Below are 24,450 nucleotides of genomic sequence, written 5' to 3'. Positions count from 1 at the left end.
ACGGAGCCTGTCATGGAGACCGTGTCCTACACGTCGCAGTGGACTGCGGCCGCCCGCGCCCTGGAGAGCGAGCGGAGCGACGCGCTGTTCAACGACCCGCTGGCCCGGGCGCTCGCCGCGCCGCGCGGTTTCGAGCTGCTCGACCACTACGGCGGCGGCGGCCTCGTCGAGTTCGTGGCCGTCCGCACCCGCTACCTCGACGACGCCATCAAGGATTCCGTGAAGAGCGGCATCCGGCAGGTCGTGCTGATCGCGGCCGGCATGGACACGCGTGCGTACCGGCTGAGCCTCCCGGACGACGTCACCGTGTTCGAGGTCGACCACCAGGCGCTGATCGACGAGAAGGAGAAGCGCCTCGCCCAGCTCGGCTCCCCGGCGCCCACCGTCAAGCTCCAGCGCGTCGGGGCGGACCTGGCGGGCGACTGGTCCGCCTCGCTGCGGGCCGCCGGCTTCGACCCCTCCCTGCCCACGCTGTGGATCCCCGAGGCCCTGCTGTTCTTCCTGACCGAGGAGCAGTCCGCCACGCTGATGCGCACCTTCGCGGCCAACTCCGCCCCCGGCAGCTGGGTGGCGGTGGACATCCTGAGCAGGACGCTGCTGCGCAGCCCCGCCACCCAGATCTTCCTGTCCTCCCTCAACGAGGACGGCATTCCCTGGCTCTTCGGGACCGACGAGCCCGAGGAGTTCATGGCCGGCACCGGCTGGACCGTACGGGAGCTCAAGGAGCCCGGCGAGCCCGGTGCGGGCGAGGGCCGCTGGCCCTACGCCGTGCAGCCCCGCGAGGTCAAGGGAGTGCCGCGCAACTGGCTGCTGCGCGCAGAACTCGCCTAGTCACGGCCCCGGCGCCGAGCGGCACAGCCCCCACGGGCTGTGCCGCTCAGGGGCGTTGTGCCGACGTCCGCCGCACAGACCAACCGCCAACCGCCAACCGCCAACCGCCAACCGAAGGGAACGTGCCATGACCGACAGTCGTCCCGTGACGACCACGGACAGCGGTATCCCGGTACCGAGCGACGAGTTCTCCCAGTCCGTGGGGGCCGACGGCCCGCTGCTGCTGCAGGACCACTACCTGATCCAGAAGCTCGCGCACTTCGACCGCGAGCGCGTGCCCGAGCGGGTCGTGCACGCCAAGGGCGGCGGCGCGTACGGAGTCCTGGAGATCACCGAGGACGTCAGCCAGTACACCAAGGCCGACGTCTTCCGCCGCGGCAAGCGCACGGACCTCTTCCTGCGCTTCTCGACGGTGGCCGGCGAGCTCGGCTTCGCGGACACGGCCCGCGACCCGCGCGGTTTCGCGGTGAAGCTGTACACCGAAGAGGGCAACTACGACATCGTCGGGAACAACACGCCGATCTTCTTCATCCGCGACCCGCAGAAGTTCCCGGACTTCATCCACTCGCAGAAGCGGCGCGCCGACAACCACCTGCACGACAACAACATGCAGTGGGACTTCTGGACGCTCTCGCCGGAGTCGGCGCACCAGGTCACGATCCTGATGTCCGACCGCGGCACCCCGTTCTCCTGGCGGCACATGAACGGCTACGGCAGCCACACGTTCCTGTGGTACAACGCCGTCCGCGAGAAGTTCTGGGTGAAGTACCACTTCAAGACGGACCAGGGCATCAGGAACTTCACCAACGACGAGGCGGCCGCCGCGGGCGCCGACGACCCGGACTTCCACATCCGGGACCTCCACCAGGCGATCAGGAAGGGCGACCACCCGACCTGGACCCTCCAGGTGCAGGTCATGCCCTTCGAGGACGCGGCGGACTACCGGTTCAACCCGTTCGACCTGACCAAGATCTGGCCGCACGAGGACTACCCGCCGATCGACATCGGCACCCTGACCCTCAACCGCAACCCGGAGAACTACTTCGCCGAGGTCGAGCAGGCCGCCTTCGAGCCGTCGAACCTGGTGCCGGGCGTGGCGCCCTCCCCGGACAAGATGCTGCAGGGACGGCTGTTCAGCTACCCCGACACCCACCGCTACCGGATCGGCGCGAACTACCTGCAACTGCCGGTCAACCGGCCGAAGAACGCGGTGCACTCCTACAACCGCGACGGGTCCATGCGGTACGGCAACCCGGGCGACCCCGTGTACGCGCCCAACAGCTTCGGCGGCCCGGTCGCCGACCCGATGCTGCTCGTCGGCGAGCACTACGAGGTCACCGGCGAGATCGTCCGCAGCGCCCACCGGCTCCACGCCGAGGACGACGACTTCGTCCAGGCGCGGGCCCTGTGGGAGAAGGTCATGACCGACACGGACCGCGCGCACCTGGTGACCAACATCGTCGCGCACGCCTCGGCGCCGGAGGTCACGGCGGAGACGAAGGAGCGCGTCGTCGACTACTGGCGCAGCGTCCACAAGGACCTGGGTCAGCAGGTCGCCAGGGGCCTGGGTGTCCAGGGGAAGTAACCACCAGCAGCGTCGCGAGGAGCAGACCATGAGTTCGGCCGAGACCGTCACCCTCCGGCGTCTCGCCTGGGCCGGCGTCGAAGTGGCGGCCGGGGACGTCCGGATCGTCATCGACGCCATCCGGAACACCGAGGACCTGGCGGGGTTCCAGGGCCAGCCGCGGCGGCCCCTGCCCAGCATCGACGCCGCGCCGGGGGTGCGGACCCACGCCTTCGTCACCCACCTCCACCCCGACCACTGCGACCGCAAGCTGCTCGCCGAGGTCGCCGCGAGCGACGGCGGCAGCGTGGGCTGCCACACGCCGATCGTGGACGTCCTGGGCGGGATGGGGGTGACGGCGGTGCCGCAGGAGATGGGCGAGCGGCGGAAGATCGGGCCGTTCACCACCATTCCCGTGGCGTCGCACGACTGGCGCGGCGACGACCAGGTCGCCTGGATCGTCGAGGCCCCCGGCCTGCGCGTCATCCACTTCGGCGACACCATCTGGCACGGCATGTGGTGGTCGATCGCGCGCGACTACGGCCCCTTCGACGTGGCGTTCCTTCCCATCGCCGGGGTGATGGCGCGCCGCGAGGGCCTCACCCCGACCAACCAGCCGGCCACGCTCACCCCGGAGCAGGCCGTCGAGGCGGCGGTGGTCCTCCAGGCGTCGACCGCCTGCGCGATCCACTACGACCTCTTCAACAACCCGCCCTACTACACCGAGCAGCACGACGTGCGCGGGCGCTTCCTGCGGGCCGCCCGGGCCAGGGGGATCCACGGCATCGCCCCCGGCGACGGCAAACCCGTGCCCCTCGCCACCGCCGCCTGACCCCAGTCCCAGCAGCCGTGCCCGCCCACCGGGCCCTCGTCCCGGCGCCCTCCGCCCCTGGCGCCGGCCGGAGGCGACGGCCCGGTGCGCGTACCCCCGGAAGGATCGTTCGTGACCCCACCCCCTGAATCGGAAACCGGGGTTTCCTCGCCCCGCGGAACGGCGGACGCGCCCCCCGCGGCCGCCGGGCCCGGTTCCGACCCCGGTTCCGGCCCCGGTTCCGTTCCCGCCCACGCCGCTCCGCGGAGCCGGCGCGTGCTCTGGTACGCGCTGGCGGTGCTGCTGGTCGGGATCAACATGCGGCCCGCCATCGTGGCGGTCTCCCCGCTGCTGGACGAGATCCGGCACGTCACCGGCCTGTCCAACGGCGGCGCCGGCGCGCTGTCGACGCTGCCGCTGATCTGCTTCGGCATCTTCGCTCCGCTCGCGCCCCGGCTGGCCCGCCGCTGGGGCATGGAGCGCACCCTGGTCGCGGTGCTGGCGGTGCTGCTGGCCGGCACCGCGGTACGCCTGGTCCCGTCGCTGTTCCCCCTGTTCGCCGGGACGTTCCTGGTCGGCACGGCGGTGGCCGTCGCGAACGTGGTCATCACCGCGCTGATCAAGCGGGACTTCCCGCAGCAGGTCGGGCTGATGTCCGGCCTGCACACCACCATGCTGGTGGGCGGCGGGGCGGTCACGGCCGCCGCGACCGTTCCGCTGCGCGACGCGCTGTCGCTGTCGTGGGCCGGCGGCCTGTCCGTGTGGGGCGTGCTGGCGCTCGCGGCGCTGGTGGTGTGGGCGCCGCGGCTGCGCCGGGGACGGGAGCAGCCTCGGGTCCCGGCGCAGGCGGGCGGTTCGATCTGGCGCAGCAGGCTGGCCTGGGCGGTCGCCCTGTTCTACGCGTTCCAGTCCTTGCTGTACTACACGGCGACCACCTGGCTGCCGTCGTTCTACATCGACCACGGCTACACCGAGGGCGGCGCCGGGGTGCTGCTGGCGGTCTGCATGGGCTCCGCCATGGTCACCTCGCTCCTGGTGCCGGTGTGGGCGCAGCGGTCCCGCCGGCAGAGCTACCTGGCGGTGGGCGGCACCGTCCTGTGCATGGCCGCCTTCGCCGGTCTGATCGCCGCACCGGTCGGGGCGGCGGTGCTGTGGGCGGTCCTGCTGGGGCTCGGGCTGGGGGCCGTGCTCTCCCTGGGCATCGCCTACATGTCGATGTGCGTCCGCAGCACGCACGACGCGGGCCTGCTGTCGGCGATGTCGCAGTGCGTGGGCTACCTGCTGGCGGCCGTGGGCCCGACCGCCTTCGGCGCCGCCCGCGACCTGACCGGGGCGTGGACCGCCGGGCTGATCGCTCTGGTGGTCCTGGCCGTGCCGATGGGGATCACCGGTGCGCTCGCCGGCCGCGGGGGCCACGTCGAACGGTAGGAGCCGAACGGCAGGAGTCGAAGAGCAGGAGCCGAACGGCGGAAAACAGCCGAACGGTGGAAAACAGCAGCAAACGGCAGGAGGGAGGGCCGCACGTGCCATTGGCCCTCCCCCGGAGGGACCCGAGAGGCCGCAGCTGAGCCAATGGCTCAGAGAAATCGGCCTCTGTTGAGCCAGCAGTCGATGTAATGGTCTGATGTGGGTGTCGATGGCGCTGCGGATCTCCGCGGCGCCTTTTTCATGTCGCATTCGGGCCGGCGTTCCGCCGGGCTGCTGTGCCGGGACGCCGAAGGGGCGGGAGCAGTGCTGAAGAGGGCGTTCATGGCACCGGATCCGGGCCTGGGCAGGCTGCGGGTCGCGCTCCGCGCCGTCCTGGGCGTGACCTTCGCGGTCACCGTGGTCCAGCTGTCCGGCCTGCCGCTGACCGCCTCCATCACCGGTGGGCTCGCGGCGCTGCTCGCGCTGTTCACCGTCGGCGACCCGACCGTGCGGCGCCAGGTGAACACGACCGCGCTGCTGCCGGTCGTGGGCTTCCCCGTGCTCGCTCTGGCGGCCGGGCTGCACGGGCTGCCGCTGGTGCGCGACGCGGCCTTCCTCGCCGTCGTCTTCTGCGGGGTCTACGCCCGCCGCTGGGGCCCGCGGGGCAACGCGCTCGGGATCTTCGGCTTCATGATGTTCTTCGCGACGCAGTTCCTGCACGCCGTCCCGGCCCAGCTGCCGCACCTGTACACGGCCATGGTCATGTCCCTGGCGGCCGCCGGCTCCGTCCGCTTCGGGTTCTGGTGCATCGAACGGCGCACCCCGCCGCCCGCGGGCCCGGCGCCCCTCGCCGGGCGCGGGCTGGCGCGCGTCACGACCCGGCAGGCCTTCCAGACCGCCTTCGCCTGCGGCCTGGCGCTCGCCGTGGGCCAGATGGTCTCCGACGAGCGCTGGTACTGGGCCGTCGGCACCGCCTGGTGGATCTTCGTCAACACCGCGTCGCGCGGCGAGACGCTCGTCCGGGGCTTCCGGCGGGTCCTGGGCACGCTGATGGGCATCGCCACCGGAATGGTCGTCGCCCTGCCCCTGCACGGGGCGCCCGCGCCCACCGCGGCCCTCGTCGCGGTGTGCGTCTTCGGCATCTTCTACACCGCCGCCGTCTCGTACACGTGGATGATGTTCGCCGTGACCGTGATGGCCGGTCTGCTCTACGGGCTCCTCGGGGTCCTGGACGCGGACCTGCTCACGCTCCGGCTGGCGCAGACCGGTGTGGGAGCCGCCGGTGCGGCGCTCGCCGTGCTCCTCGTACTGCCCGTGACCACCCACGCCACCACCGACGCCTGGATCCAGCGCGCCCTGCGCTGCGTGCACGCGTGCGCCGCCGAGGCCGCCGCGCGCCTTGCGGGCTCGGAGACCGCCGACCCCGCGCCCCGGGTGACCGAGCTGGAGCTGCTGCTCGGCCGGGTCCGCCTCTCCCTCGCTCCGCTCGTCCACCCGCTGAACCCCTTCCGCGCCCGCAAGGACAAGGCCCGCCGCGTGCTCGCGCTCCTCGACGACTGCGCCCGCGAAGTGCGGGGGCTGGCGTCCGTCGCCGCGGACCCGGAGGCCTCCCACGACGAACGGCTCGCCGCCGCCTGCCGGCACGTGGAAGCCGCGGTGGAAGCGCTCACCACACCGGGGAAGTCCCGCGACGCGGCGGTCGCCTCGGCGGCGGCGCCCGAGCACCTGCCGGCCGAGCCGGCCCTCGCCCACCTGCACGACCTGGAGAGGGCCCTGGCCGAACTGGCGGCGCCGCTGCGCAGCACCCGGCCCTCACCCCTGGTCGGCGCCTGACGGCCTGCGCAGCGGGCGCCCGGCCGGCGGTGCCGGATACCCGGTGACGACGGCCTCCTGCTCCCGTGCGCGGGCGCGGAGGCCGCTGCCGTAGCGGCGCAGGAGGAGCAGCGCGGTGGTGGCGAGGCCGGTGAGGAGGCCGAGCCAGATGCCGAGGGTGTCGAGGCCAGCCGCGTAGCCGAAGAGCCAGGCGGCGGGGAGGCCGACGGCCCAGTAGCCGACCAGGGTGATCCGGAAGCCGCTCCTGGTGTCGTCGAGCCCGCGCAGGAGGCCGACGCCGATGTTCTGCGCGCAGTCGAAGAACTGGAGCACGGCGACGACGAGCAGCAGCCGCGTCGCGATCGTCACGGCCCTGTCGTCGCCCGCGGCCCCGCCGTCCAGGAACGGGCGCAGCACCAGGCCGGGCAGGGTGACGTAGACGGCGGCGACGGCGGCCATGACGGCGGCCGCGCAGGCCAGCGCGGTGTTCTTGATGCGCAGGGCGGCGTGGACGCGGCCGAGGGCCAGTTCGCGGCTGACATTGATGGAGGCCGCATGGGAGAGCCCGACGGCGACCTGGAAGACGATGTAGACGAGCTGGTTGACGGCGGTGTGGGCGGCCAGGGCGGCGCTGCCGAAGGAGCCGGCCATCAGCGCGGTGACCGAGAAGAACCCGGCCTCGGATCCGTAGGTGGCGGCGATGGGGACGCCCAGGCGCACGAGCTCGCGCACGGTGGTGCGGTCGGCCGCGAACGCGTTGAGGCTGAGCAGCGGGGCGAGGGCCGGGTCCCTCCGCGCGGAGGCGTACAGGGCGAGGAAGGAGAGCAGGTAGACGGCGGAGGTGGCGACGCCGATGCCGGTCAGGCCCAGCTTCGGCAGGCCCCAGGTGCCGTGGATCAGGGCCCAGTCGAGGCCGGCGTTGACGGCGACGGAGGCGAGGGTGATCTGCAGCAGGGCCTGCGGGCGGCGCATGCCGACGGTGAACTGGCGGACCGCCTGGAACCACAGGCACGGCAGCAGGCCGGGGGCGAGGGCGGGCAGCATCGCCCGTACGCGGTCGGCGACGGCGGCCTCCTGGCCGAGCAGGGTGAGGGCCTGCCCGGCCAGGAGCATGAGGACGGCTCCGGCCAGTCCGGCGAGGGTGGCCACGGCCATGCTCGCGCGGACGATCCTGCGGACCTCGGCGTCGCTGCGCGCGGCGTCCCCGTCCGCGGTCTCGGCACGGGCGGCGGCGGCCGCGATCCGGTTGCCCACGGAGGTGACCAGGCCGACGCCCATGGTGCGGAGCTGGTTGAAGATGACGAGGGCCAGGCCGCCGGCCGCCAGGTCGCGGGTGCTCAGCAGGCCCATCATCACCGTGTCGGTGGTGGTCAGGGCCACCTGGGCGAGCTGGGTGAGGACGAGGGGGACGGCGAGGCCGGCCAGCGCCCGGCTGTCGCGGAGGAGGGTGGTCGGGTCCATGGGGGCGTCAGCCCTTGCGGAGTTTGGTGAGGGTCTCGTCGATCTCGCGCTCCAGAGCGGGATCGGTGAGGTTCCTGGCGTTCATCCACGCGTCGTCGAATACGGTGTCCATGTACTTCTCCCCGCCGTCGTTGACGAGGGCGACGATAGTGGTGCCCGGCGGCAGCGACGGCAGGCGCGACAGTGCCTCGTGGACGACGCCGCCTGCGGACCCGCCGATGAGGAGGCCGGTGCGGGCGACGGCGCGGGCCGTCGCGAAGGCCTCGACGTCGCCGACCTTGACGCCTTCGTCGATCAGGTCGAAGTCGACCAGCGCGCCGATCTCGGCGCCCTCGGGGGTGCCGGTGCCGGACTGGTAGTAGTCGTGGGCGGGGCCGCCGAAGGCGATCGACCCCTTGGGCTCGACGCCGACGGTCCGCACGCCGGGAACGAGCTTGCGCAGCTCGCGCGCGGTGCCGCACAGGGAGCCGCCGGTGCCGACGGCGCCGATGAGGACGTCGATGCGGCCGCCGAGGGCCTGGTGGAGCTCGTGGGCGACGGGGTGGTAGCCGACGCCGTTGCTGGGGTTGTTGTGCTGCTCGGTGAAGACGGTGTTGTCCCGGCCGCGTGCCATCTCCTCGGCGAGTTCCTCGCGCGCGGCGGTGGCCAGCTCCTCGGTGCCGTCGTCGACCACGTAGACGAGTTCCGTGCCGAGCGCCTTCATGGTGCGCAGCTTGTCGGAACAGGCGTGGTGGTCGACGACGGCGGTGAAGGCGTAGCCGCGTTCGGCGGCGACGACGGCGAGGCCGAGCCCGGTGTTGCCGGAGGTGGACTCGATGATGCGGCCGCCGGGGCGCAGCTCGCCGCGGGCCTCGGCGTCGAGGACCATCTGACGGGCCATGCGGATCTTGGCGGTGCCGGTGGGGTTGTACATCTCCAGCTTGAGGAGCAGCCGGCTGCCGTTGTCGGTGCGGCACAGCTCGAACAGCGGGGTGCGTCCGATGAGGTCGGAGATGCGGGAGACCACGGCGGGGCGCATCAGTGCCTCGTTCATGGAAAGGACTCCTGTGGCAGGTGGGGAGGGGAACCGGGGGGCGGGGAAGCAACCGGGGGCGGGGAAGCAACCGGAGACGGGAGGGGTTCAGTAGGCGGGGCGGCGGTCCAGGCGCCAGCGCGGCCGGCCGCCGCGCGTGGTGCCGTCTGCAGAGCCGCCCGGGGTGCCGTCCGCGGTGTCGTCCGTGGTGTCGATCACGACCTTGGGGGGCAGCGGCAGGTCGTGGAAGGGGGACTCGTTCGAATCCATCTGGTAGCCCGCCGTGTTGGGGTAGACCAGCAGATCGCCGACCGACGGGCGGACGGGGAAGGGGATCTTGCGCCAGGTGAGCAGGTCCGACTCCAGGCAGGTGGCACCGCCCACGCACGCGGGGTGGACCCCGATCGCCCCGGGCCCCCCGGTCCTCCGGGTCCCCCCGGCCAGGCCGGCCGGGGGGACGAGCACGGGATCGGGGAGGAATTCGCTGTTGAACCACTGCTCGGACAGGCTCAGGCTCGTGCCGTCGACGGTGAGGATCGCGTAACCGTCGCGGTCCTTGACGCCCTGGATGCGGAAGACGGAGGACCCGGCCCGGTCCAGCAGCGCGCGGCCGGGCTCCATCAGCAGGAGGGTGCCGGTCTCCCGGAGCCTGCTGCCGAGGCTGTCCCGGCCGCCCGCCGGGACGGCGGCCAGTACGGCGCGGAGGGCGCCGGCCCCGGCGACCGGCGAGTGGTAGGGATAGAAGTCGGCGGGGGTGAACCTTCTGTGCGCGTGGTAGTGCCCGGGTTGCTGCGTCGCGAGGAAGGAGTGCCAGTCGCCGGCCGCCGCGTAGTCGACGGCGAAGCCGCCGCCGATGCTGATCCGGTCGGCCTGCAGCCCCATCACGCGGGCCTTGAGGCAGAGGTCGACGAGCCGTCCGGCGAGGTCGGCGCGCGGCTGGACGGCGTATCCGGAGAGGTGGAAGCCGAAGCCTTCCATCCGGACGGCGTCGCCGGCCCGTGCGCAGTGCGCGAGGGCTTCTTCGAGCTCCGCCCCGTCCAGGCCGAAGCGGCTGCCGGGCTGAGCCGGGGGCAGGACGCGTAGCAGCAGCCGGGGCGGAGGGGCTCCGCCCGCCCGGGGCGCCGCGGTGAGGCGGTCGAGTTCGTCGAGGGAGTCGACCGCGATCAGGGCGCCCTGGAGGGCGGCCACGCGCAGCAGCTCCTCGCTCTTGGCCGGGCCGGTCACCACGATGTTCTCGCCGCGGACGCCGTGGCCCAGGGCCTCGCGGAGCTCGCCGGGGCTCGCGACGTCCACTCCGGCGCCCGCGGCGGCGCAGCGTTCGATCCATGCGGCGGCCTTGTTGGCCTTCTTCGCGTAGTACACGCGCCCGTCCACCGCGGCGTCGGCCAGCGCCGCGCGGAACGCGGCGAGGTTGGCGTCGAAGCGGTGCGGGAGCAGGAAGTGGAAGGGGCCGCCGAAGGCGTGGGCCAGCTCGTGGAGGAGGCCGCTGCCGAGGATCGCGTCCGTCGCGGGGTCGGGGTGCGCGGGCAGGGTGGGAGGGGGCGGGGGTGCGCCGTTCACCGCCACAGCGGCACCTGCGTTCCCAGGCCCTGAGCGAGGGCGAGCTGGGCGAAGCGGTGGCCGAGGGCGATGTCGGTGACGACCAGGCCGCTGTTGTAGGCGAAGATCCGCTCGGTCGGTGCGGTGCGGCCCGCCGCCGCGCCCGCGAGGACCGGGGGGAACTCGGTGTCGACGGCGGGGAGTTTGCCGTCGGCGTCGGCCATGTCGGTGCCGGTGACGTTCATCTGGGCCTCGCTGGTGGCCACGACGCGGTCGGCGCGGTGCAGCGTGGAGGGGGCCAGGCCGTGGCCGACCAGGATCCCCAGCGTTCCCGGCGCCAGGTCCTCGGCCTCGACGGCGGCGGGGGTGTGCGCGCCGGCCGTGGCCACGACGACGTCGGCGTCGCCCGCCGCGGCCCGGACGTCGGAGACGACCTCGACGTCGCGGTCGGGGAAGTGGGCGTGCAGCCGCGCCCGTACCGCCTCGATTCCCTCGGGGTGGGTACCGAAGAGCATCAGCCGGTCCAGGCCGGGCAGCGTGGTCAGCAGGAACGGCAGGGCCAGCCGGCCCTGGGTGCCGGTGCCGATGACCAGCGCGCTGCGGGACCCGGGGGCGGCGCACTCGCGGGCCAGCAGGGCGGAGACCGCCGGGGTGCGCAGGGAACCGATGCGGCTGCAGTCCATCATCGCGACGGGCAGGCCGGTGACGTCGTCGTAGAGGGTGAGGGTGGTGTAGTAGTGCTGCTCCTGGCGCCCCTTGTCCAGGCCGTGCTTGTACGAGGTCTTGACGGCGACGACGTCGCGGGAGCCGTCGCGGCCGAGCATGGCGTACGCGACCGAGTGGCCGTCGGCGGGCTTGACGGTGAGCTTGCGCGGGTTGTCCGAGAGGCCCGCGGCCAGGGTGCGGTAGGCGCCCTCGACCGTGCCGACGACATCGGCGAGGGAGATGTCGATGCCCGCGAGGTCACTGGTGGACAGCAGGCGCAGGGTGGTGTCGTCGGCGGGCGTGCCGGATATACAGGGGTCGGCGGCGGTACGGGTCATGTCTCGCTCCTCGTCTGCGGGTGTTTCCGGTCGGTGATCAGGTGACGATCAGTCGGCGGACAGGTGCTGATCAGGCGGCGTAAGCCTTGGTGACGGCCTGGCCGTAGCCGTGCTCGGCGGCCTCGGCCGGGGGCCGGCTGCCGCGCCCGGGGACGCGTACCGACGCGCGCTTGAGCCAGCGGTCGGTGCCGTCGTAGCGGGCCTTGAAGGGGACGCGGCCGTGCACGACGAGGTCGTTGTCGACGACGAGGACCTCGCCGGGGTCCAGGCTCACCGCGACCGAGACCCGGGCGAGTTCGGCCTCCAGCCGCTCGTAGGCGGCACGGTAGGCGGGGGTGGCCTTCTCCAGCGGGGTGTAGGCGGGGTCGAAGCGGAGGGTGAGGCCGTCCGCCGAGCGCCACAGGGTGGGCACGTCCGGCGGCTCCCCCGCGAAGCCCTGCGCTTCGAAGTAGGCGTCGTCGGGGAGGATGGGCAGTTCGGGGCGCGAGAGCGTGGCGATGTCGGCGTCCTCCAGCCGCACCTTGCGGATGCTCGCCGCGGTGGTGGCGATGTGGTCGTGGTTGCGCATGCAACCGAGCATCAGCAGGTGGGCGCGGCAGGGGTGGAAGGCGTCCTCGGTGTGCGGGCTGAGGAGGACGTCGCTGCTGGCGCCGGTCTGGGCCTGCTCGTGGCCGACGGCGGGGACGATGTTGTGCACGAACCGCCCGCCCTGCTGGCCCTTCCAGGCGATCGGGTTGCCCATGGCGGCGGCGAGCAGCAGCATCACGATGTCGTGGCCGGCCGCGCGGTCCCCGGCCTCGGCCCAGCTCGCGGGCGTGGGGCCGATGCGGGTGTCGTCGACGGTCAGGCCGCGCAGCACGAACAGGCCGTCGTCGGTGTCGACGGGGCGCAGGTGCTCGCGGATCGCCCCGCCGAGGTCCGCCGCCGACTCGGCGATCGTTGCCAGGAGTTCGGGGGACGTGGCGGACGTGCCGAAGGCGGCGAGGATCTCTCCGGCGGTGCGGTGGAGTTCGGCGGACGAGGCGGCGTCGAGCCGGCGTACGGGTGGGGCTCCCGTGCTCATGGCAAGGTCATCCGTTCCGTGTGCAGGGGCGGAGGAGAGGTTTCCGGGCATGCCCGGAAAGCGGCCGCAGGGCATGGCGGTGCGCGGACGGCTGCCTGTGGGGGGCGGCAACGTGTGGCGGAAATCCGGCTGTTGGCGTCAGCCAACGCCGAGAAACGTACCACCGAACTTAGGTTAGGCAAACCTTATTTAGAAGTAGTCCCACTCCTCCCGTTTCCGCCCAACTCGCATACCGTAAGCGGAGGTTGACGATGCTTCACCTTTCGCTTCATCATCCACGCAACATTGCGATCATGGCGAATATCAGGGTAGGCAAACCTAAGTAAGAACAACTGCAGCGGAACGGGGACGACGTGAACTGGACAAGGCGCCAGGCGCTGTGGGCCGGGGGAAGCATCGGCGCGGCGGCGCTGCTGACCGCCTGCGGCGGTGGCGAGAACGATGCGGCCTCCTCGCCGACGGACTCCGCAGGGACCCCCCGCAAGGGCGGAACGCTTCGCATAGGCGCGCTCGGCCGCGCCTCCGCCACCACCCGCGACCCGCACGGAACCCAGGGCAACGAAAGCGACTACCTCATCATCGCGCTCGTCTACGACACCCTCACCGCACCGGGCCTCAAGGACAACACGGTCGGCCGCCTCGCCTCCGGCTGGACGCCTTCGGCCGACCTGAAGACCTGGCGCTTCACCATCGCGAAGGGCGCCGCCTTCCACGACGGCTCCCCCGTCACCGCGGACGACGTCGTGTGGTCGCTGCGCAGACTGCGCAACACCCCCGCCGGAGCCGCCCGCCTGCCGGGCATCAAGGCGGAGAACATCACCGCCGGCGGCAAGGACACCGTCGTCCTCGTCTCCGACCAGCCCAACGCCGAACTCCCCCTGCTCACCCGCCTGTCGACGTTCGTTCTGAAGAAGGACACCCCCGACAAGCAGATCGCCGGGGCCCCGGGCACGGGCCCGTTCAAGCTCGACTGGTTCCGCAGCGGCAACGCCCGCCTGCTGCGCAACGACAAGTGGCACGGCGGGCCGGTCCACCTCGACGCCATCGAGGTGACCATGTTCGAAAGCCCCCAGGCCATGGCCAACGCCCTGCTGGGCGGCCAGATCGACGTCGCGTCCAACGTCGGCGCGGTCGCGGCCCGCAGCGCCGCCTCGCGCAAGGACATCCAGCTCGTGCGCCGCCCCAACGACATGGCGATGCCCATCGTCATGCGCGCCGCCGACGGCCCCTTCGCCGACGTCAGGGTCCGCGAGGCCATGAAGCTCGTCGTCGACCGCGAGGCCATGGTCAAACAGGTCCTCTCGGGCTACGGCACCGTCGCCAACGACATCCTGGGCACCGGCGACCCCGCCTACGCCAAGGACATCCCCCAGCGCGAGCGCGACCTCGACCGGGCCGGGAAACTGCTGGCGGAAGCGAAGTTCGACCTCTCCAAGACCTACGAGCTCATCACCACCGAGGACGTCCCCGGGCTCGCCGAGTCCGCGACGCTCTTCGCCGGCCAGGCCCGCGAGGCCGGCATCAAGATCAAGGTCGTCAAGCAGGAGTCGGGCGCCTTCTACGAGAAGACCTGGCTCAAGGGACAGCTCTACACCAACTACTGGGGCACCAACGACTCCGTGGTGTTCTTCGCCTCCAAGACCATGGTCACCGGCGCCGGGCAGAGCGAGGCCGGCTGGTCGGACCCGCAGTTCGACGCCACGTACCGCAAGGTCATCGGCACCGCCGACAAGAAGGCCCGCGCCACCGCCCTGCGCGAACTCCAGCAGATCGAGCACGACAAGTCCGGCTACCTGCTCTGGGGCATGGCCGACGGCATCGACCTGGCCGGGCCCAAGGTGCGCAACCTGCCCAAGCTCCCCGGTTACGGGCGGGTGCAGCTCGAGAGCGTCTGGCTGGAGCGTTGAGCCAGGCACCGGCAGAACGGGCCGGGGCCGCCGCACCGCCGGCGGCCCCGGCCCTGCACCGCGCCGCTACGGCGGCCGCCCGCATCGGCGTCGTGCTCGCCAAACGGGCCCTGATGCTGAGCGTGCTGCTCGCCGTCGTGTTCGCCGCCATCGAACTGCTGCCCGGCGACGCGGCCTCGGCCACGTCCGAACGCGGCGAGAGCGCCGCCGGCACCGCGGCCCGGCGGCACCTGCTGGGTCTGGACCGGCCGGTGTGGGAGCGGTTCCGGGACTGGATGACCGCCCTGCCCACCGGCGACCTGGGCACCTCCGCACGGGGCGAACGCGTCACCGGACTGCTCGCCGCCCCCTTCCCCAACACGCTCCTGCTCGGCGCCACCGCCTTCGCCCTCACCTTCGCCGCGGCACTCGCCCTCGGCTGCCGGGCCGCGCTGCGCCCCGGCGGCAAAGCCGACCGGATCATCGGCTTCACCTCGGGCATCGCCCTGGCCCTGCCCGAATTCGTCGTCTCCGTCGGCCTGCTGCTCGTCCTGTCCCTGTGGACCGGCTGGCTGCCCGCCGTCACGCTCACCGCCCCCGACGGCTCGCCCGCCTCCTGGACCATGCTCGTCATGCCCGTCCTGGCCCTCACCGTCCCGCAGGCCGGCTGGAACGCGCGGATCGTCCGCGGTGCGCTGGCCGACCAGGCGGGCGCACCGCACGTGATCGCCGCCCGGCTGGACGGCCTCTCCCCGCGCCGCGTACTGCTCCGCCACGCGCTGCCCGGCGCCTGGCCCGCCATCGCCACCGGCGCCGCCACCTCCACCGGCATGCTGCTGGGCGGAGCGGTCGTCGTGGAGACCCTCTTCAACTACCCCGGGCTCGGCACCGTCCTGTCCGGCGCCGTCGCCGACCGCGACACCCCGGTCATCGCCGGGGTCGTGGCCTGCACCGGCGCCGTCATCAGCCTCGTCCTGCTCGGCGCCGACCTCGTCCGAGCCCGCACCCTGGGAGCCCGCCCATGAGCTCCGCAGCCCTCGCCCCGTACCGCTCCCGCCGCCCCCCGGCCCGCGTCCTGCTCGCCGTGGCACCCGGTCTCCTGCTCACGCTGCTCGCCCTGACCGGACCCCTGTACGCCCCGCGGACGGAGGCCTCCCCCGTCACCGCGCCCTACGCCCCGCCCGGCCGGGACGCCCTCCTGGGCGGCGACCAGCTCGGCCGGGACGTGCTGAGCCGCATGCTGCACGGCGGCAGCGCCCTCATCGGCAGCGCGCTCGCCGTCGCCCTGCTCGTCACCGCTCTGGCCGCCGTGCTGGGCTGCTTCGCCGTCCTCACCCCGGCGCTGGGGCGGCTCGTCGAGCGCAGCGCCGACGTCGCCATTCTGCTGCCGCCCGTGCTGGGCATGATGCTGATCGCCCTGGCCTGGCCCGGCGGCGGGCGCCTCGCCGTCATGGCCGCCGCCACCGTGCTCGGCGTGCCGTACGCGGTGCGCGTGGTGGCGAGCGCGGCCGCGCCCGTCGCCGCGGCGGGCTTCGTCGAGGCGGCCACCGCGAGCGGCGAACGGCTGTGGCACCTCGCCCTGCGCGAGATCCTGCCCAACCTGCGGTCCACCGTCCTCGCCCTGTTCGGCCTGCGCTTCGTCGCCGCCGTCTACGTGATCTCCATGGCCGGCTTCCTGCAGCTCGGACCCCAGCCGCCGGCCGCCGACTGGGCGCTGATGATCCGTGAGAACGCCCCCGGCGCCCTCCTCAACCCCTGGGCCGTCGTCGCTCCCAGCATCGCCATCGGCCTCCTGGCCGTGAGCGTCAACCTCGCCGCCGACGCGCTCACGCCCGCGGCGCGGCGGGCGGGAGTGGGGGTGGGGGCGCGGTGACATGTGCGGAACCTTCACCCCGTCCCCATCCCTCACCTCACCCCCCACTCACCCTCTCGCCCGATCCTTCGCCCGTCCCGCAGAGGAAGGCTCCCCGGCCATGACCGACGGCCCGACCGCGGTGAGCGTCACCGACCTGGAGATAGGCATACCCGGCGGCCCCGCCTTGCTGGCCAAGACCAGTCTCGGCCTCCGGCGCGGCCGCATCACCGCCCTCACCGGCCCCTCCGGCTCCGGAAAGTCCACCCTGCTGCGCGCCGTCATCGGCGACCTGCCCGACGGCGCCCGCGTCTCGTCGGGAACGGTCGAGGTCCTCGGCCACGACGTCCTCGCCCTCTCCGCGGAACGGCTCAGGCACCTGCGGCGCCACCACGTCGCCTACGTCGGCCAGGACCCCGGCTCCGCGCTCGACCCCCGCATGCGGGTCCGCCGGCTCGTGGCCGAGACCGCCGCGGACCCCTCCCCCGAGGCCATACGGAACCTGCTCGCCGAGTGCCGCCTGCCGGTAGGCGACGGGCTGCCCGACCGCCGCCCGGGAGCCCTCTCCGGCGGGCAGCAGCGCAGGGTGGCCCTGGCCCGCGCCCTCGCCCGCCGCCCCGACGTCCTCCTGCTGGACGAGCCCACCGCAGGGCTCGACACCGCCTTGCGCGACGAGATCTCCGACCTCCTGTGCCGGCTCGCCACCACCCGGCACATCGCGGTCGTCCTCGCCTGCCACGACCCCGGACTCGTCGACCGCTGCGCCGACGACGTCGTCGACCTCGGCACGGCGGCGGCAGCGCGCCGGGCGGCGCGACCGGGCGGGACGGGGAGAGGACCGGCGGCGGAGGCGGGCCTCAGGACGTCTGCCGGCACACCGGGGAGCGCACCCGGGGAGGCAGGCGCGAAGTCGTCGGCGGAGGCGTCCGCAGGGACGTTCGCGGAGGCTCCCGTGGAGTCGTCCGCAGGGGCGCTGCCGCTGCCGCCCGCGGATCCGTCGGCGGCCGCTCCCGTCAGCGCGTCGCCTCCCCATGGCGACGCGCCCGCCGCCCTGCTGGCCGCCCGGGACGTCACCGTGGCGTTCACCCAGCAGGGACGGACGCACCGGGCCCTGGACGGAGCCGGTTTCTCGGCGGCCCCCGGCAGCTCCACCGGCATCATCGGCCCCTCCGGTTCCGGCAAGACCACCTTGCTGCGCGTACTCGCCGGGCTGCAGCAACCGGACGCCGGCGTCCTCTCCTTCGACGGGCGGCCCTTGCCCGCCGGGGCGCGCCGGCGCAGCCGCGCGCAGCAGCGCCGCATCCAGCTGATCCCCCAGAACCCGCTCGGGGCCCTCAACCCGGCCCGCACCGTGGGCGCCACGCTCGCCCGTCCCCTCCGCCTCCACCGGGCCGCGCCGAAGCCGGAGATCGCCGACCGGGTGGCCGGGCTCCTCCACGACGTCGGTCTGCCGGCCGACTTCGCCGGCCGCTACCCCCACGAGCTCTCCGGCGGGCAGCGCCAGCGCGTCTCCATCGCCCGCGCCCTGGCCCCCGGCCCGGACGTGCTGCTGTGCGACGAGGTCACGTCCGCCCTCGACCCCGGCACCGCGGCTGCCGTCATGGACCTCCTCACCCGGCTCAGGGCCGAGCGCCGGCTGACGCTCGTCGTCGTCAGCCACGAGCTCCACCTCGTCGCGGCCTGCACCGAGACCGTCCACGTCCTCGAAGGGGGCCGGGTCACCGGGACCGGACCGAGCGGGAACCTGCTCCGGGCGGGCAGCGCTCCTCCAATGGCTCAATGACAGAGCCTGCTGGAGGGCCATTGGTACAGTGACCGGCCGGGGACGCCGACCACGAGGAGGGCGCCGGCCATGGCCGTCGACGCACTGGACGCGAAGATCCTCCGGCTGCTCCTGGAGCAGCCCCGCACGAGCGTGCGCGAGTACGCGCGCGTGCTGGGCGTCGCCCGCGGCACGCTGCAGGCCAGGCTGGACCGGCTGGAGCGCGACGGCGTGATCACGGGCACGGGTCCGCGCCTGTCCGCCGCGGCGCTGGGCCATCCCGTGCTGGCGTTCGTGCACATCGAGGTCACCCAGGGGCACCTCGACACGGTCGCGGAGGCCCTCGCGGACGTCCCGGAGATCATCGAGGCGTTCTCGATCACCGGCGGCGGCGACCTGATGGCCCGGGTGGTCGCCCGGGACGCGGGGCACCTGGAGGACGTGATCCAGGTGCTGGTGCAGACGCCGGGGGTCGTGCGCACGCGCACGGAGATGGTGCTGCGCGAGCGGGTGCCGTACCGGGTCCTGCCTCTGGTGGACGCGGTGGGCAAGGCCGCCCAGCGGGGTGCGTGAGCCGGACCGCCCGCCGGGGCACGGCAACTGACTCGCCCCCAGGTTCTCCCCGTCGAGAAACCGGTGCGATTATCGGCTCACTCAGCAGTACAAGCGAGACGACTCGCTCATCTCGACACGCGAGAAACAGAGGCACACATGGAGCGATCCGGAAGACCGGTCCGCCGCTGGGGCGCGGCCGCGGTCGCATCGGCCGCGGCGTTCGCCGTCGTCCTCCCGGCGACGGGTGCGGAGGCCGCGAGCGGCCCGTCGGTCAGCGCGAAGGGCGCGTTCCTGCTCGACGGCAACCGCAACCGCCAGCTGTGGGGGAAGGACGCCGACACCAAGCGGCAGATGGCCAGCACCACCAAGGTCATGACCGCGGTGACCGTCCTGGACACCAAGGGCGTGGACCTCGGCAAGAAGGTCACCATCAAGCAGTCGTACCGCGACTACGTCGCCCGGAACGGCGCCAGCACCGCCGATCTGCGCACGGGCGACAAGATGACCGTACGTCAGCTGCTGTACGGCCTGATGCTGCCGTCGGGCTGTGACGCCGCCTATGCGCTCGCCGACACCTTCGGCAGCGGCAGTACCGAGGCCGCGCGCACGAAGTCGTTCATCGCCAAGATGAACAAGAAGGCCGCCGACCTGGGGATGAAGAACACCAAGTACGACTCGTTCGACGGCATATCGAGGGCCGGGGCCAACTACACGACCCCGCGCGACTCGGCGCAGCTGGCCCGGCACGCGCTGGGCAACAGCACCTTCAAGACGGTCGTCCGGACGACGGCGACCCGTCAGAAGGCGGCGAACGTCAACCGCACGTACTACTGGGACAACACCAACAAGCTGCTCGGCTCGTACAAGGGCGCGATCGGCATCAAGACCGGCACCGGCACGGCGGCCGGCGCCTGCCTGGTCTTCGCCGCCGAGCGCGACGGCCGCACGGTGGTCGGCGTCATCCTCAACGACGGCGCCAACCGCTACCCGGACGCGGTGAAGATGCTGGACTGGGCCTACCGGACCAAGACCAACGTGAAGCTGCGGCAGCTGCCGGAGTCGGCACAGCAGGACTGACGCCCCCCGGCGGGGCGCACGCGCCCCGGCGCGGCCCGGCGATGCTCGGCGCGGTCCGGCGCGGTCCGGGCGCAGCCGGGTGCTCAGCCGAGGAACGTCAGCCGCACCTGGCGGTCGGGGTTGTCCCTGTTGGTGTCGACCAGGCACACCGACTGCCAGGTACCCAGCTCCAGCCGTCCGCCGATGACAGGCAAGGTCGCGTGCGGGGGGACGAGGGCGGGCAGCACGTGGTCGCGCCCGTGGCCGCGGCTGCCGTGGCGGTGGCGCCAGCGGTCGTCCGCCGGCAGCAGGTCCTGGAGGGCGGACAGCAGGTCCTCGTCGCTGCCGGAGCCGGTCTCCAGTACGGCCACGCCGGCCGTGGCGTGCGGGACGAAGACGTTGAGCAGTCCGTCGCGGCCGGCGGCCGCCTCGCGCAGGAAGGCCTCGCATTCGTGGGTGAGGTCGTACACCGTCTCCGAGGAGCCGGTGGCGATGTCGAGGACGTGCGTGCGGAAGGTGCCATGGGTGTCTGCCATGGCTCCATTTTCGTACGCGCCCCGGGGAAGACCGGGAGGAGAGGGCAGGGAGGAGAGGGCCGGGAAGATACGGCCCGCCTCCCGCGTTAGTAGAATCATGAACAATCTTGTGGTGCGTGAGACCGGGGTCGTGGTGATCGGCGCGGGGCAGGCGGGCCTGTCCAGCGCCTACCACCTGCGCCGCGCGGGATACGAGCCGGACCGGGACTTCGTCGTCCTGGACCACTCCCCGCGCCCGGGCGGGGCCTGGCAGTTCCGCTGGCCGTCGCTCACCTACGGCAAGGTGCACGGGATGCACGCCCTGCCCGGCATGGAGCTGACGGAGGCCGACGGCTCACAGCCCTCGTCCGCGGTGATCGGCGGCTACTTCGCCGACTACGAGGGCGCCTTCGACCTGCGCGTACACCGCCCGGTCGACGTCCGCGCGGTACGGGAGGGGCAGGACGGACGGCTGGCGGTCGAGAGCTCCGAGGGGCTGTGGTCGGCCCGGGCCCTGATCAACGCGACCGGCACCTGGGACCGCCCCTTCTGGCCCCGCTACCCCGGCCAGGAGACCTTCCGCGGCCGCCAGCTGCACACGGCCCACTACCCCGGACCGCAGGAGTTCGCCGGGCAGCGCGTCGTCGTGGTCGGCGGCGGCACCTCCGCGGTGCAGCACCTGCTGGAGATCGCCGAGGTGGCGGCCGGGACGACCTGGGTGACGCGCCGGCCCCCGGTCTTCCGCGAGGCCCCGTTCGACCAGGAGTGGGGGCGCGCCGCGGTGGCCCGCGTCGAGGAGCGGGTCCGGCAGGGCCTGCCCCCGCAGAGCGTCGTCTCCGTGACCGGGCTGCCCATGACGGAGGCCATGGAGCGGGCGCGAGCCGCCGGCGTCCTGGCCCCGCGCCCCATGTTCGACCGCGTCACCCCCACCGGCGTGCAGTGGGCCGACGGCAGCACCGTCGACGCCGACGTCATCCTCTGGGCGACCGGCTTCCGGGCCGCCGTCGACCACCTGGCCCCTCTGAAGCTGCGCGAGCCCGGCGGCGGCATCCGCATGGAGGGCACACGCGCGGCGCGCGACCCCCGGGTGCACCTCGTCGGCTACGGGCCCTCCGCCAGCACCATCGGCGCGAACCGGGCGGGCCGCGCGGCCGTACGGGAGATCCGCGCCCTGCTCGGTTCTTCACAGCCGCGGGTCCCTGCGGCAGTATGAGGCTCCCCGGATGATCACGACGCGAGGAGGGGCGCATGCGCGTGGGGCTGTTCGTGACGTGCGTCAACGACACGCTCTACCCGCGGACCGGCCGGGCGGTCGTCACCCTCCTCGAACGGCTCGGCGTGCAGGTCGACTTCCCGGCCGGCCAGAGCTGCTGCGGCCAGCCCCTCTTCAACACCGGATACCGGCACCGCACCGAACCGCTGCTGCGCCGCTACGCGGCCGCCTTCCGTGACCACGACTACATCGTCACCCCCTCCGGCTCCTGCGCGGCCATGGTCCGCGACAGCTACCCCCGGATCGCCGCGAAGGCGGCCGCCGAGGGGCGCCCCGGGGCGGTCCCGGGAGCGGTGACAGAGGCTGCGGCCAGGACGTACGAACTGACGGAGTTCCTGGTCGACGTCCTCGGGGTGACCGATGTCGGCGCCTACTATCCGCACACCGTCACCTACCACCCCACCTGTCACGGGCTGCGGGTCCTCGGCCTCGGCGACCGGCCGCGGCGGCTCCTGGAGCATGTGGAGGGCCTGGACCTGCGCGAACTGCCGGGCGCGGAGGAGTGCTGCGGCTTCGGCGGCACCTTCGCCGTCAAGAACCCCGCCGTCTCCGCGGCGATGGGCGCCGACAAGGCCCGCGCCGTCACCTCGACCGGAGCCCGCGCCCTGTGCACGGTCGACAACTCCTGCCTCATGCACATCGGCGGGATCCTCGCCCGCGAGGGTTCACCGGTCACCCCCGTGCACATCGCCGAGATCCTGGCGGGCAGCAAGGTGAGCGATGCCGAGGAGGGCGATGACAACGCGGTCCCTGCAGGCGACGGGGCCGGCCGGGGAGCCGCCCGGTGACCGGCACCTACCTGGGGATGCCCTCCTTCCCGCGCGCCGCCGACGCCTCGACCCGTGACCACCGCCTGCGCGCCAACCTCCGGCGCGCCACCGGCACCATCCGCGCCAAACGCGACCGGGCCGTCGCGGAGCTGGACGACTGGGACCGGCTGCGGGCCGCCGGCGCCGCGGTCAAGGACCGGACGCTGCGCCACCTCGACCACTACCTCCTCCAGCTGGAGGAGTCGGTCACCCGGGCCGGCGGCACGGTCCACTGGGCGGCCGACGCCGCCGAGGCCAACCGCATCGTCACCGGCCTGGTCCTGGCCACCGGCGAACGCGAGGTGGTCAAGGTCAAGTCGATGGCCACACAGGAGATCGGCCTCAACGGAGCCCTCGCGGCGGCCGGTATCCGGGCGTACGAGACCGACCTCGCCGAACTGATCGTGCAGCTCGGCGACGACCTTCCCTCGCACATCCTGGTGCCCGCCATCCACCGCAACCGCGCCGAGATCCGCGACATCTTCCGCCGGCGGATGGCCGACTGGGGGCTCCCGGCTCCCGAAGCCCTGACAGACCGGCCCGCCGATCTCGCCGAGGCCGCGCGACTGCACCTGCGGGAGAAGTTCCTGCGGGCCAAGGTGGCCGTCTCCGGGGCCAACTTCGCAGTGGCGGAGACCGGGACGCTGGTCGTGGTCGAGTCCGAGGGCAACGGCCGCATGTGCCTCACCCTCCCCGAGACCCTGATCTCGGTGGTCGGGATCGAGAAGGTCGTGCCCACCTGGCGCGACCTGGAGATCTTCCTCCAGCTGCTGCCGCGCTCGTCGACGGCGGAGCGGATGAACCCGTACACCTCGATGTGGACGGGCACCACCGACGGCGACGGCCCCCGCGCCTTCCATCTGGTGCTGCTCGACAACGGCCGCACCGACACCCTCGCGGACGCGACCGGCCGCCAAGCCCTGCGCTGCATCCGCTGCTCGGCCTGCCTGAACGTCTGCCCCGTGTACGAGCGGGCCGGGGGCCACGCGTACGGATCGCCGTATCCGGGACCCATCGGGGCCGTCCTCACCCCCCAGCTCCGCGGCCTCGCCTCGCCCCTGGAGGAGTCGCTCCCGTACGCGTCCTCGCTGTGCGGCGCCTGTTTCGAGGCCTGCCCGGTGGCCATCGACATCCCCGAAATCCTCGTCCATCTACGGGAGAGGGTCGTGGAAGGGGGCACGGTGACACTGCGCGGCACCCGCACCGTCATCAAGCCGGCGAAGCGGCACGCCACCGAGCGCGCCGTGATGCGTGCCGCGGGCTGGGCCTTCGACCACCCCCGCGTGCTGCGCCGGGGCCAGCGGCTGCTGGCCCGGACCCGTGCGCTGCACCCCGGGCGGCTGCCGGGGCCGGGCCGCGCCTGGTCGGACACGCGCGACCTGCCGGAAGTGCCGGCCGAGTCCTTCCGCGACTGGTGGGCCCGCACCCGCGGCGGCCCCGGCCGGGAAGGAGAGCCGTCATGAGCAGCGGGCCGAGCCGCGCGTCGGGCAGGGAGTCGGGCAGGGAACGGATCCTGGGCCGGGTGCGGCGGGCGCTCGCCGACGTGCCTGCGTCGGAGCAGCCGGGGCATCATCCGGTCACGCGTGACTACGCCGCGCAGCACGGCGAGCGCACGCATGCCGCGACCATTGACCTTCTGGCGGAGAACCTGGCGGACTACCGCGCACGCGTCCACCGCACGGAAGCGGCCGGCCTGCCCGCGCTCCTCGCCCGCCTGCTCTCCGAACGCGGCGCCAGCCAGGTGGTCGTACCGCCCTCCCTTCCGGACGGCTGGCTCGCCTCCGCCCCGGTCCGACTCGTCCGCGACTCCCCCGCCCTGACGACCCGTGAACTGGATTCCATCGACAGTGTGGTGACGGGCTGCGCGCTGGCCGTCGCCGAGACCGGGACCGTCGTGCTCGATGCGGGCCCGGATCAGGGGAGCCGGCGCATCACCCTCGTGCCGGACCATCACCTCTGCGTGGTGCGGACCGACGACCAAGTGGTCTCCTCCGTGCCGCAGGCCCTCCGGCGGCTGGCCCCGGCACGCCCCCTGACCTGGATCTCGGGACCGTCGGCGACGAGCGACATCGAGCTGGAGCGGGTCGAGGGCGTGCACGGGCCGCGCACCCTGGAGGTGATCCTGGTGGCGGGCGATCCACGCGAGCCGTGAGCTGGTGTTCATGGCCGCGACACTATGCCGGGACCGGTGCCCGGTGC

At 73.2% G+C, this 24,450-nt stretch carries 21 protein-coding genes; 15 read left to right on the top strand and 6 right to left on the bottom strand.

Annotated features, from left to right (window positions below; translation table 11 throughout):
* The first annotated feature begins 12 nt into the window (after positions 1–12).
* From NQU55_RS08000 to NQU55_RS07980, 5 genes are all read left to right on the top strand, one after another.
* Positions 13–831 carry an SAM-dependent methyltransferase gene (locus tag NQU55_RS08000; RefSeq protein WP_168091017.1) on the top strand — a complete coding sequence of 273 codons (819 nt, stop codon included), beginning with the start codon at positions 13–15 and terminating at the stop codon, positions 829–831.
* Between the two features lie 127 nt (positions 832–958).
* On the top strand, positions 959–2,416 hold the full coding sequence (locus NQU55_RS07995) for a catalase (RefSeq protein WP_168091018.1): 1,458 nt from the start codon (positions 959–961) through the stop codon (positions 2,414–2,416).
* Positions 2,417–2,444: 28 nt separating this feature from the next.
* Positions 2,445–3,227, top strand: coding sequence for an MBL fold metallo-hydrolase (locus NQU55_RS07990; protein WP_168091019.1), 783 nt, complete (start codon positions 2,445–2,447; stop codon positions 3,225–3,227).
* Between the two features lie 255 nt (positions 3,228–3,482).
* A complete protein-coding gene (locus tag NQU55_RS07985) occupies positions 3,483–4,634 on the top strand; it encodes an MFS transporter (RefSeq protein WP_168091020.1) in 1,152 nt (383 codons plus the stop codon).
* Positions 4,635–4,955: 321 nt separating this feature from the next.
* The gene (locus tag NQU55_RS07980; protein WP_240976099.1) at positions 4,956–6,446 is read left to right on the top strand and encodes an FUSC family protein; all 1,491 of its coding nucleotides are present in this window, start codon (positions 4,956–4,958) and stop codon (positions 6,444–6,446) included.
* Here NQU55_RS07980 and NQU55_RS07975 read toward each other — a convergent pair.
* From NQU55_RS07975 to NQU55_RS07955, 5 genes are all read right to left on the bottom strand, one after another.
* Positions 6,426–7,886 carry an MATE family efflux transporter gene (locus NQU55_RS07975; RefSeq protein WP_168091022.1) on the bottom strand — a complete coding sequence of 487 codons (1,461 nt, stop codon included), beginning with the start codon at positions 7,884–7,886 and terminating at the stop codon, positions 6,426–6,428. The two genes, NQU55_RS07980 and NQU55_RS07975, sit on opposite strands and share 21 nt — an antisense overlap.
* Positions 7,887–7,893: 7 nt before the next feature.
* Entirely contained in the window at positions 7,894–8,919 is a 1,026-nt protein-coding gene (locus tag NQU55_RS07970; protein WP_168091023.1) for a cysteine synthase family protein, read from the bottom strand.
* Positions 8,920–9,006: 87 nt separating this feature from the next.
* Entirely contained in the window at positions 9,007–10,464 is a 1,458-nt protein-coding gene (locus tag NQU55_RS07965) for an alanine racemase (protein ID WP_168091024.1), read from the bottom strand.
* Entirely contained in the window at positions 10,455–11,480 is a 1,026-nt protein-coding gene (locus tag NQU55_RS07960) for an ornithine cyclodeaminase family protein (RefSeq protein WP_168091025.1), read from the bottom strand. Before NQU55_RS07960 ends, NQU55_RS07965 begins: the two co-directional genes overlap by 10 nt.
* Before the next feature lie 70 nt (positions 11,481–11,550).
* Positions 11,551–12,543 carry a TauD/TfdA family dioxygenase gene (locus tag NQU55_RS07955; RefSeq protein ID WP_168091026.1) on the bottom strand — a complete coding sequence of 331 codons (993 nt, stop codon included), beginning with the start codon at positions 12,541–12,543 and terminating at the stop codon, positions 11,551–11,553.
* Positions 12,544–12,896: 353 nt separating this feature from the next.
* On the opposite strand from NQU55_RS07955, the gene NQU55_RS07950 reads away from it, so the two are divergent.
* From NQU55_RS07950 to NQU55_RS07925, 6 genes are all read left to right on the top strand, one after another.
* Complete coding sequence (locus NQU55_RS07950; RefSeq protein ID WP_168091027.1) at positions 12,897–14,450, top strand: ABC transporter substrate-binding protein; 1,554 nt, start codon at positions 12,897–12,899, stop codon at positions 14,448–14,450.
* Complete coding sequence (locus NQU55_RS07945; protein ID WP_372504651.1) at positions 14,447–15,454, top strand: ABC transporter permease; 1,008 nt, start codon at positions 14,447–14,449, stop codon at positions 15,452–15,454. Before NQU55_RS07950 ends, NQU55_RS07945 begins: the two co-directional genes overlap by 4 nt.
* The gene (locus NQU55_RS07940; protein WP_168091028.1) at positions 15,451–16,302 is read left to right on the top strand and encodes an ABC transporter permease; all 852 of its coding nucleotides are present in this window, start codon (positions 15,451–15,453) and stop codon (positions 16,300–16,302) included. The genes NQU55_RS07945 and NQU55_RS07940 overlap by 4 nt, the downstream gene beginning before the upstream one ends.
* Positions 16,303–16,402: 100 nt before the next feature.
* Positions 16,403–18,064 carry an ABC transporter ATP-binding protein gene (locus tag NQU55_RS07935; protein WP_168091029.1) on the top strand — a complete coding sequence of 554 codons (1,662 nt, stop codon included), beginning with the start codon at positions 16,403–16,405 and terminating at the stop codon, positions 18,062–18,064.
* A 69-nt stretch (positions 18,065–18,133) separates the two neighbouring features.
* Positions 18,134–18,616: an Lrp/AsnC family transcriptional regulator gene (locus NQU55_RS07930; protein ID WP_168091030.1), complete on the top strand. Its 483-nt coding sequence runs from the start codon at positions 18,134–18,136 to the stop codon at positions 18,614–18,616.
* Positions 18,617–18,754: 138 nt separating this feature from the next.
* Positions 18,755–19,675: a D-alanyl-D-alanine carboxypeptidase family protein gene (locus NQU55_RS07925; RefSeq protein WP_168091031.1), complete on the top strand. Its 921-nt coding sequence runs from the start codon at positions 18,755–18,757 to the stop codon at positions 19,673–19,675.
* An 83-nt stretch (positions 19,676–19,758) separates the two neighbouring features.
* Here NQU55_RS07925 and NQU55_RS07920 read toward each other — a convergent pair whose 3' ends face one another.
* A complete protein-coding gene (locus NQU55_RS07920) occupies positions 19,759–20,190 on the bottom strand; it encodes a secondary thiamine-phosphate synthase enzyme YjbQ (RefSeq protein WP_168091032.1) in 432 nt (143 codons plus the stop codon).
* A gap of 97 nt (positions 20,191–20,287) precedes the next feature.
* Here NQU55_RS07920 and NQU55_RS07915 point away from each other — a divergent pair, with 97 nt between their 5' ends.
* From NQU55_RS07915 to NQU55_RS07900, 4 genes are read left to right on the top strand one after another with little or no spacing between them, the layout of a single operon-like run.
* Positions 20,288–21,382: an NAD(P)-binding domain-containing protein gene (locus tag NQU55_RS07915; protein ID WP_168091033.1), complete on the top strand. Its 1,095-nt coding sequence runs from the start codon at positions 20,288–20,290 to the stop codon at positions 21,380–21,382.
* Between the two features lie 35 nt (positions 21,383–21,417).
* Positions 21,418–22,230: a (Fe-S)-binding protein gene (locus tag NQU55_RS07910; RefSeq protein WP_168091034.1), complete on the top strand. Its 813-nt coding sequence runs from the start codon at positions 21,418–21,420 to the stop codon at positions 22,228–22,230.
* Positions 22,227–23,714, top strand: a complete 1,488-nt coding sequence (locus NQU55_RS07905) for a lactate utilization protein B (RefSeq protein WP_168091035.1) — start codon at positions 22,227–22,229, stop codon at positions 23,712–23,714. Before NQU55_RS07910 ends, NQU55_RS07905 begins: the two co-directional genes overlap by 4 nt.
* On the top strand, positions 23,711–24,403 hold the full coding sequence (locus tag NQU55_RS07900; protein WP_168091036.1) for a LutC/YkgG family protein: 693 nt from the start codon (positions 23,711–23,713) through the stop codon (positions 24,401–24,403). Before NQU55_RS07905 ends, NQU55_RS07900 begins: the two co-directional genes overlap by 4 nt.
* Positions 24,404–24,450: the final 47 nt, after the last annotated feature.

This window comes from Streptomyces telluris (assembly GCF_024519335.1).
GTDB lineage: Bacteria > Actinomycetota > Actinomycetes > Streptomycetales > Streptomycetaceae > Streptomyces > Streptomyces telluris.
The sequence above is the reverse complement of the archived record's forward strand: the minus strand, read 5'-3'. Positions and strand labels throughout refer to the sequence as shown.

Bases quoted from the DNA above. Each gene is read 5' to 3' on its own strand.
- NQU55_RS07915 (WP_168091033.1), top strand. From the start codon at position 20,288: ATGAACAATCTTGTGGTGCGTGAGACCGGGGTCGTGGTGATCGGCGCG.
- NQU55_RS07955 (WP_168091026.1), bottom strand. From the start codon at position 12,543: ATGAGCACGGGAGCCCCACCCGTACGCCGGCTCGACGCCGCCTCGTCC.
- NQU55_RS07900 (WP_168091036.1), top strand. From the start codon at position 23,711: ATGAGCAGCGGGCCGAGCCGCGCGTCGGGCAGGGAGTCGGGCAGGGAA.
- NQU55_RS07940 (WP_168091028.1), top strand. From the start codon at position 15,451: ATGAGCTCCGCAGCCCTCGCCCCGTACCGCTCCCGCCGCCCCCCGGCC.
- NQU55_RS07960 (WP_168091025.1), bottom strand. From the start codon at position 11,480: ATGACCCGTACCGCCGCCGACCCCTGTATATCCGGCACGCCCGCCGAC.
- NQU55_RS07990 (WP_168091019.1), top strand. From the start codon at position 2,445: ATGAGTTCGGCCGAGACCGTCACCCTCCGGCGTCTCGCCTGGGCCGGC.
- NQU55_RS08000 (WP_168091017.1), top strand. From the start codon at position 13: ATGGAGACCGTGTCCTACACGTCGCAGTGGACTGCGGCCGCCCGCGCC.
- NQU55_RS07920 (WP_168091032.1), bottom strand. From the start codon at position 20,190: ATGGCAGACACCCATGGCACCTTCCGCACGCACGTCCTCGACATCGCC.
- NQU55_RS07970 (WP_168091023.1), bottom strand. From the start codon at position 8,919: ATGAACGAGGCACTGATGCGCCCCGCCGTGGTCTCCCGCATCTCCGAC.
- NQU55_RS07935 (WP_168091029.1), top strand. From the start codon at position 16,403: ATGACCGACGGCCCGACCGCGGTGAGCGTCACCGACCTGGAGATAGGC.
- NQU55_RS07930 (WP_168091030.1), top strand. From the start codon at position 18,134: ATGGCCGTCGACGCACTGGACGCGAAGATCCTCCGGCTGCTCCTGGAG.
- NQU55_RS07925 (WP_168091031.1), top strand. From the start codon at position 18,755: ATGGAGCGATCCGGAAGACCGGTCCGCCGCTGGGGCGCGGCCGCGGTC.
- NQU55_RS07975 (WP_168091022.1), bottom strand. From the start codon at position 7,886: ATGGACCCGACCACCCTCCTCCGCGACAGCCGGGCGCTGGCCGGCCTC.
- NQU55_RS07995 (WP_168091018.1), top strand. From the start codon at position 959: ATGACCGACAGTCGTCCCGTGACGACCACGGACAGCGGTATCCCGGTA.
- NQU55_RS07910 (WP_168091034.1), top strand. From the start codon at position 21,418: ATGCGCGTGGGGCTGTTCGTGACGTGCGTCAACGACACGCTCTACCCG.
- NQU55_RS07980 (WP_240976099.1), top strand. From the start codon at position 4,956: ATGGCACCGGATCCGGGCCTGGGCAGGCTGCGGGTCGCGCTCCGCGCC.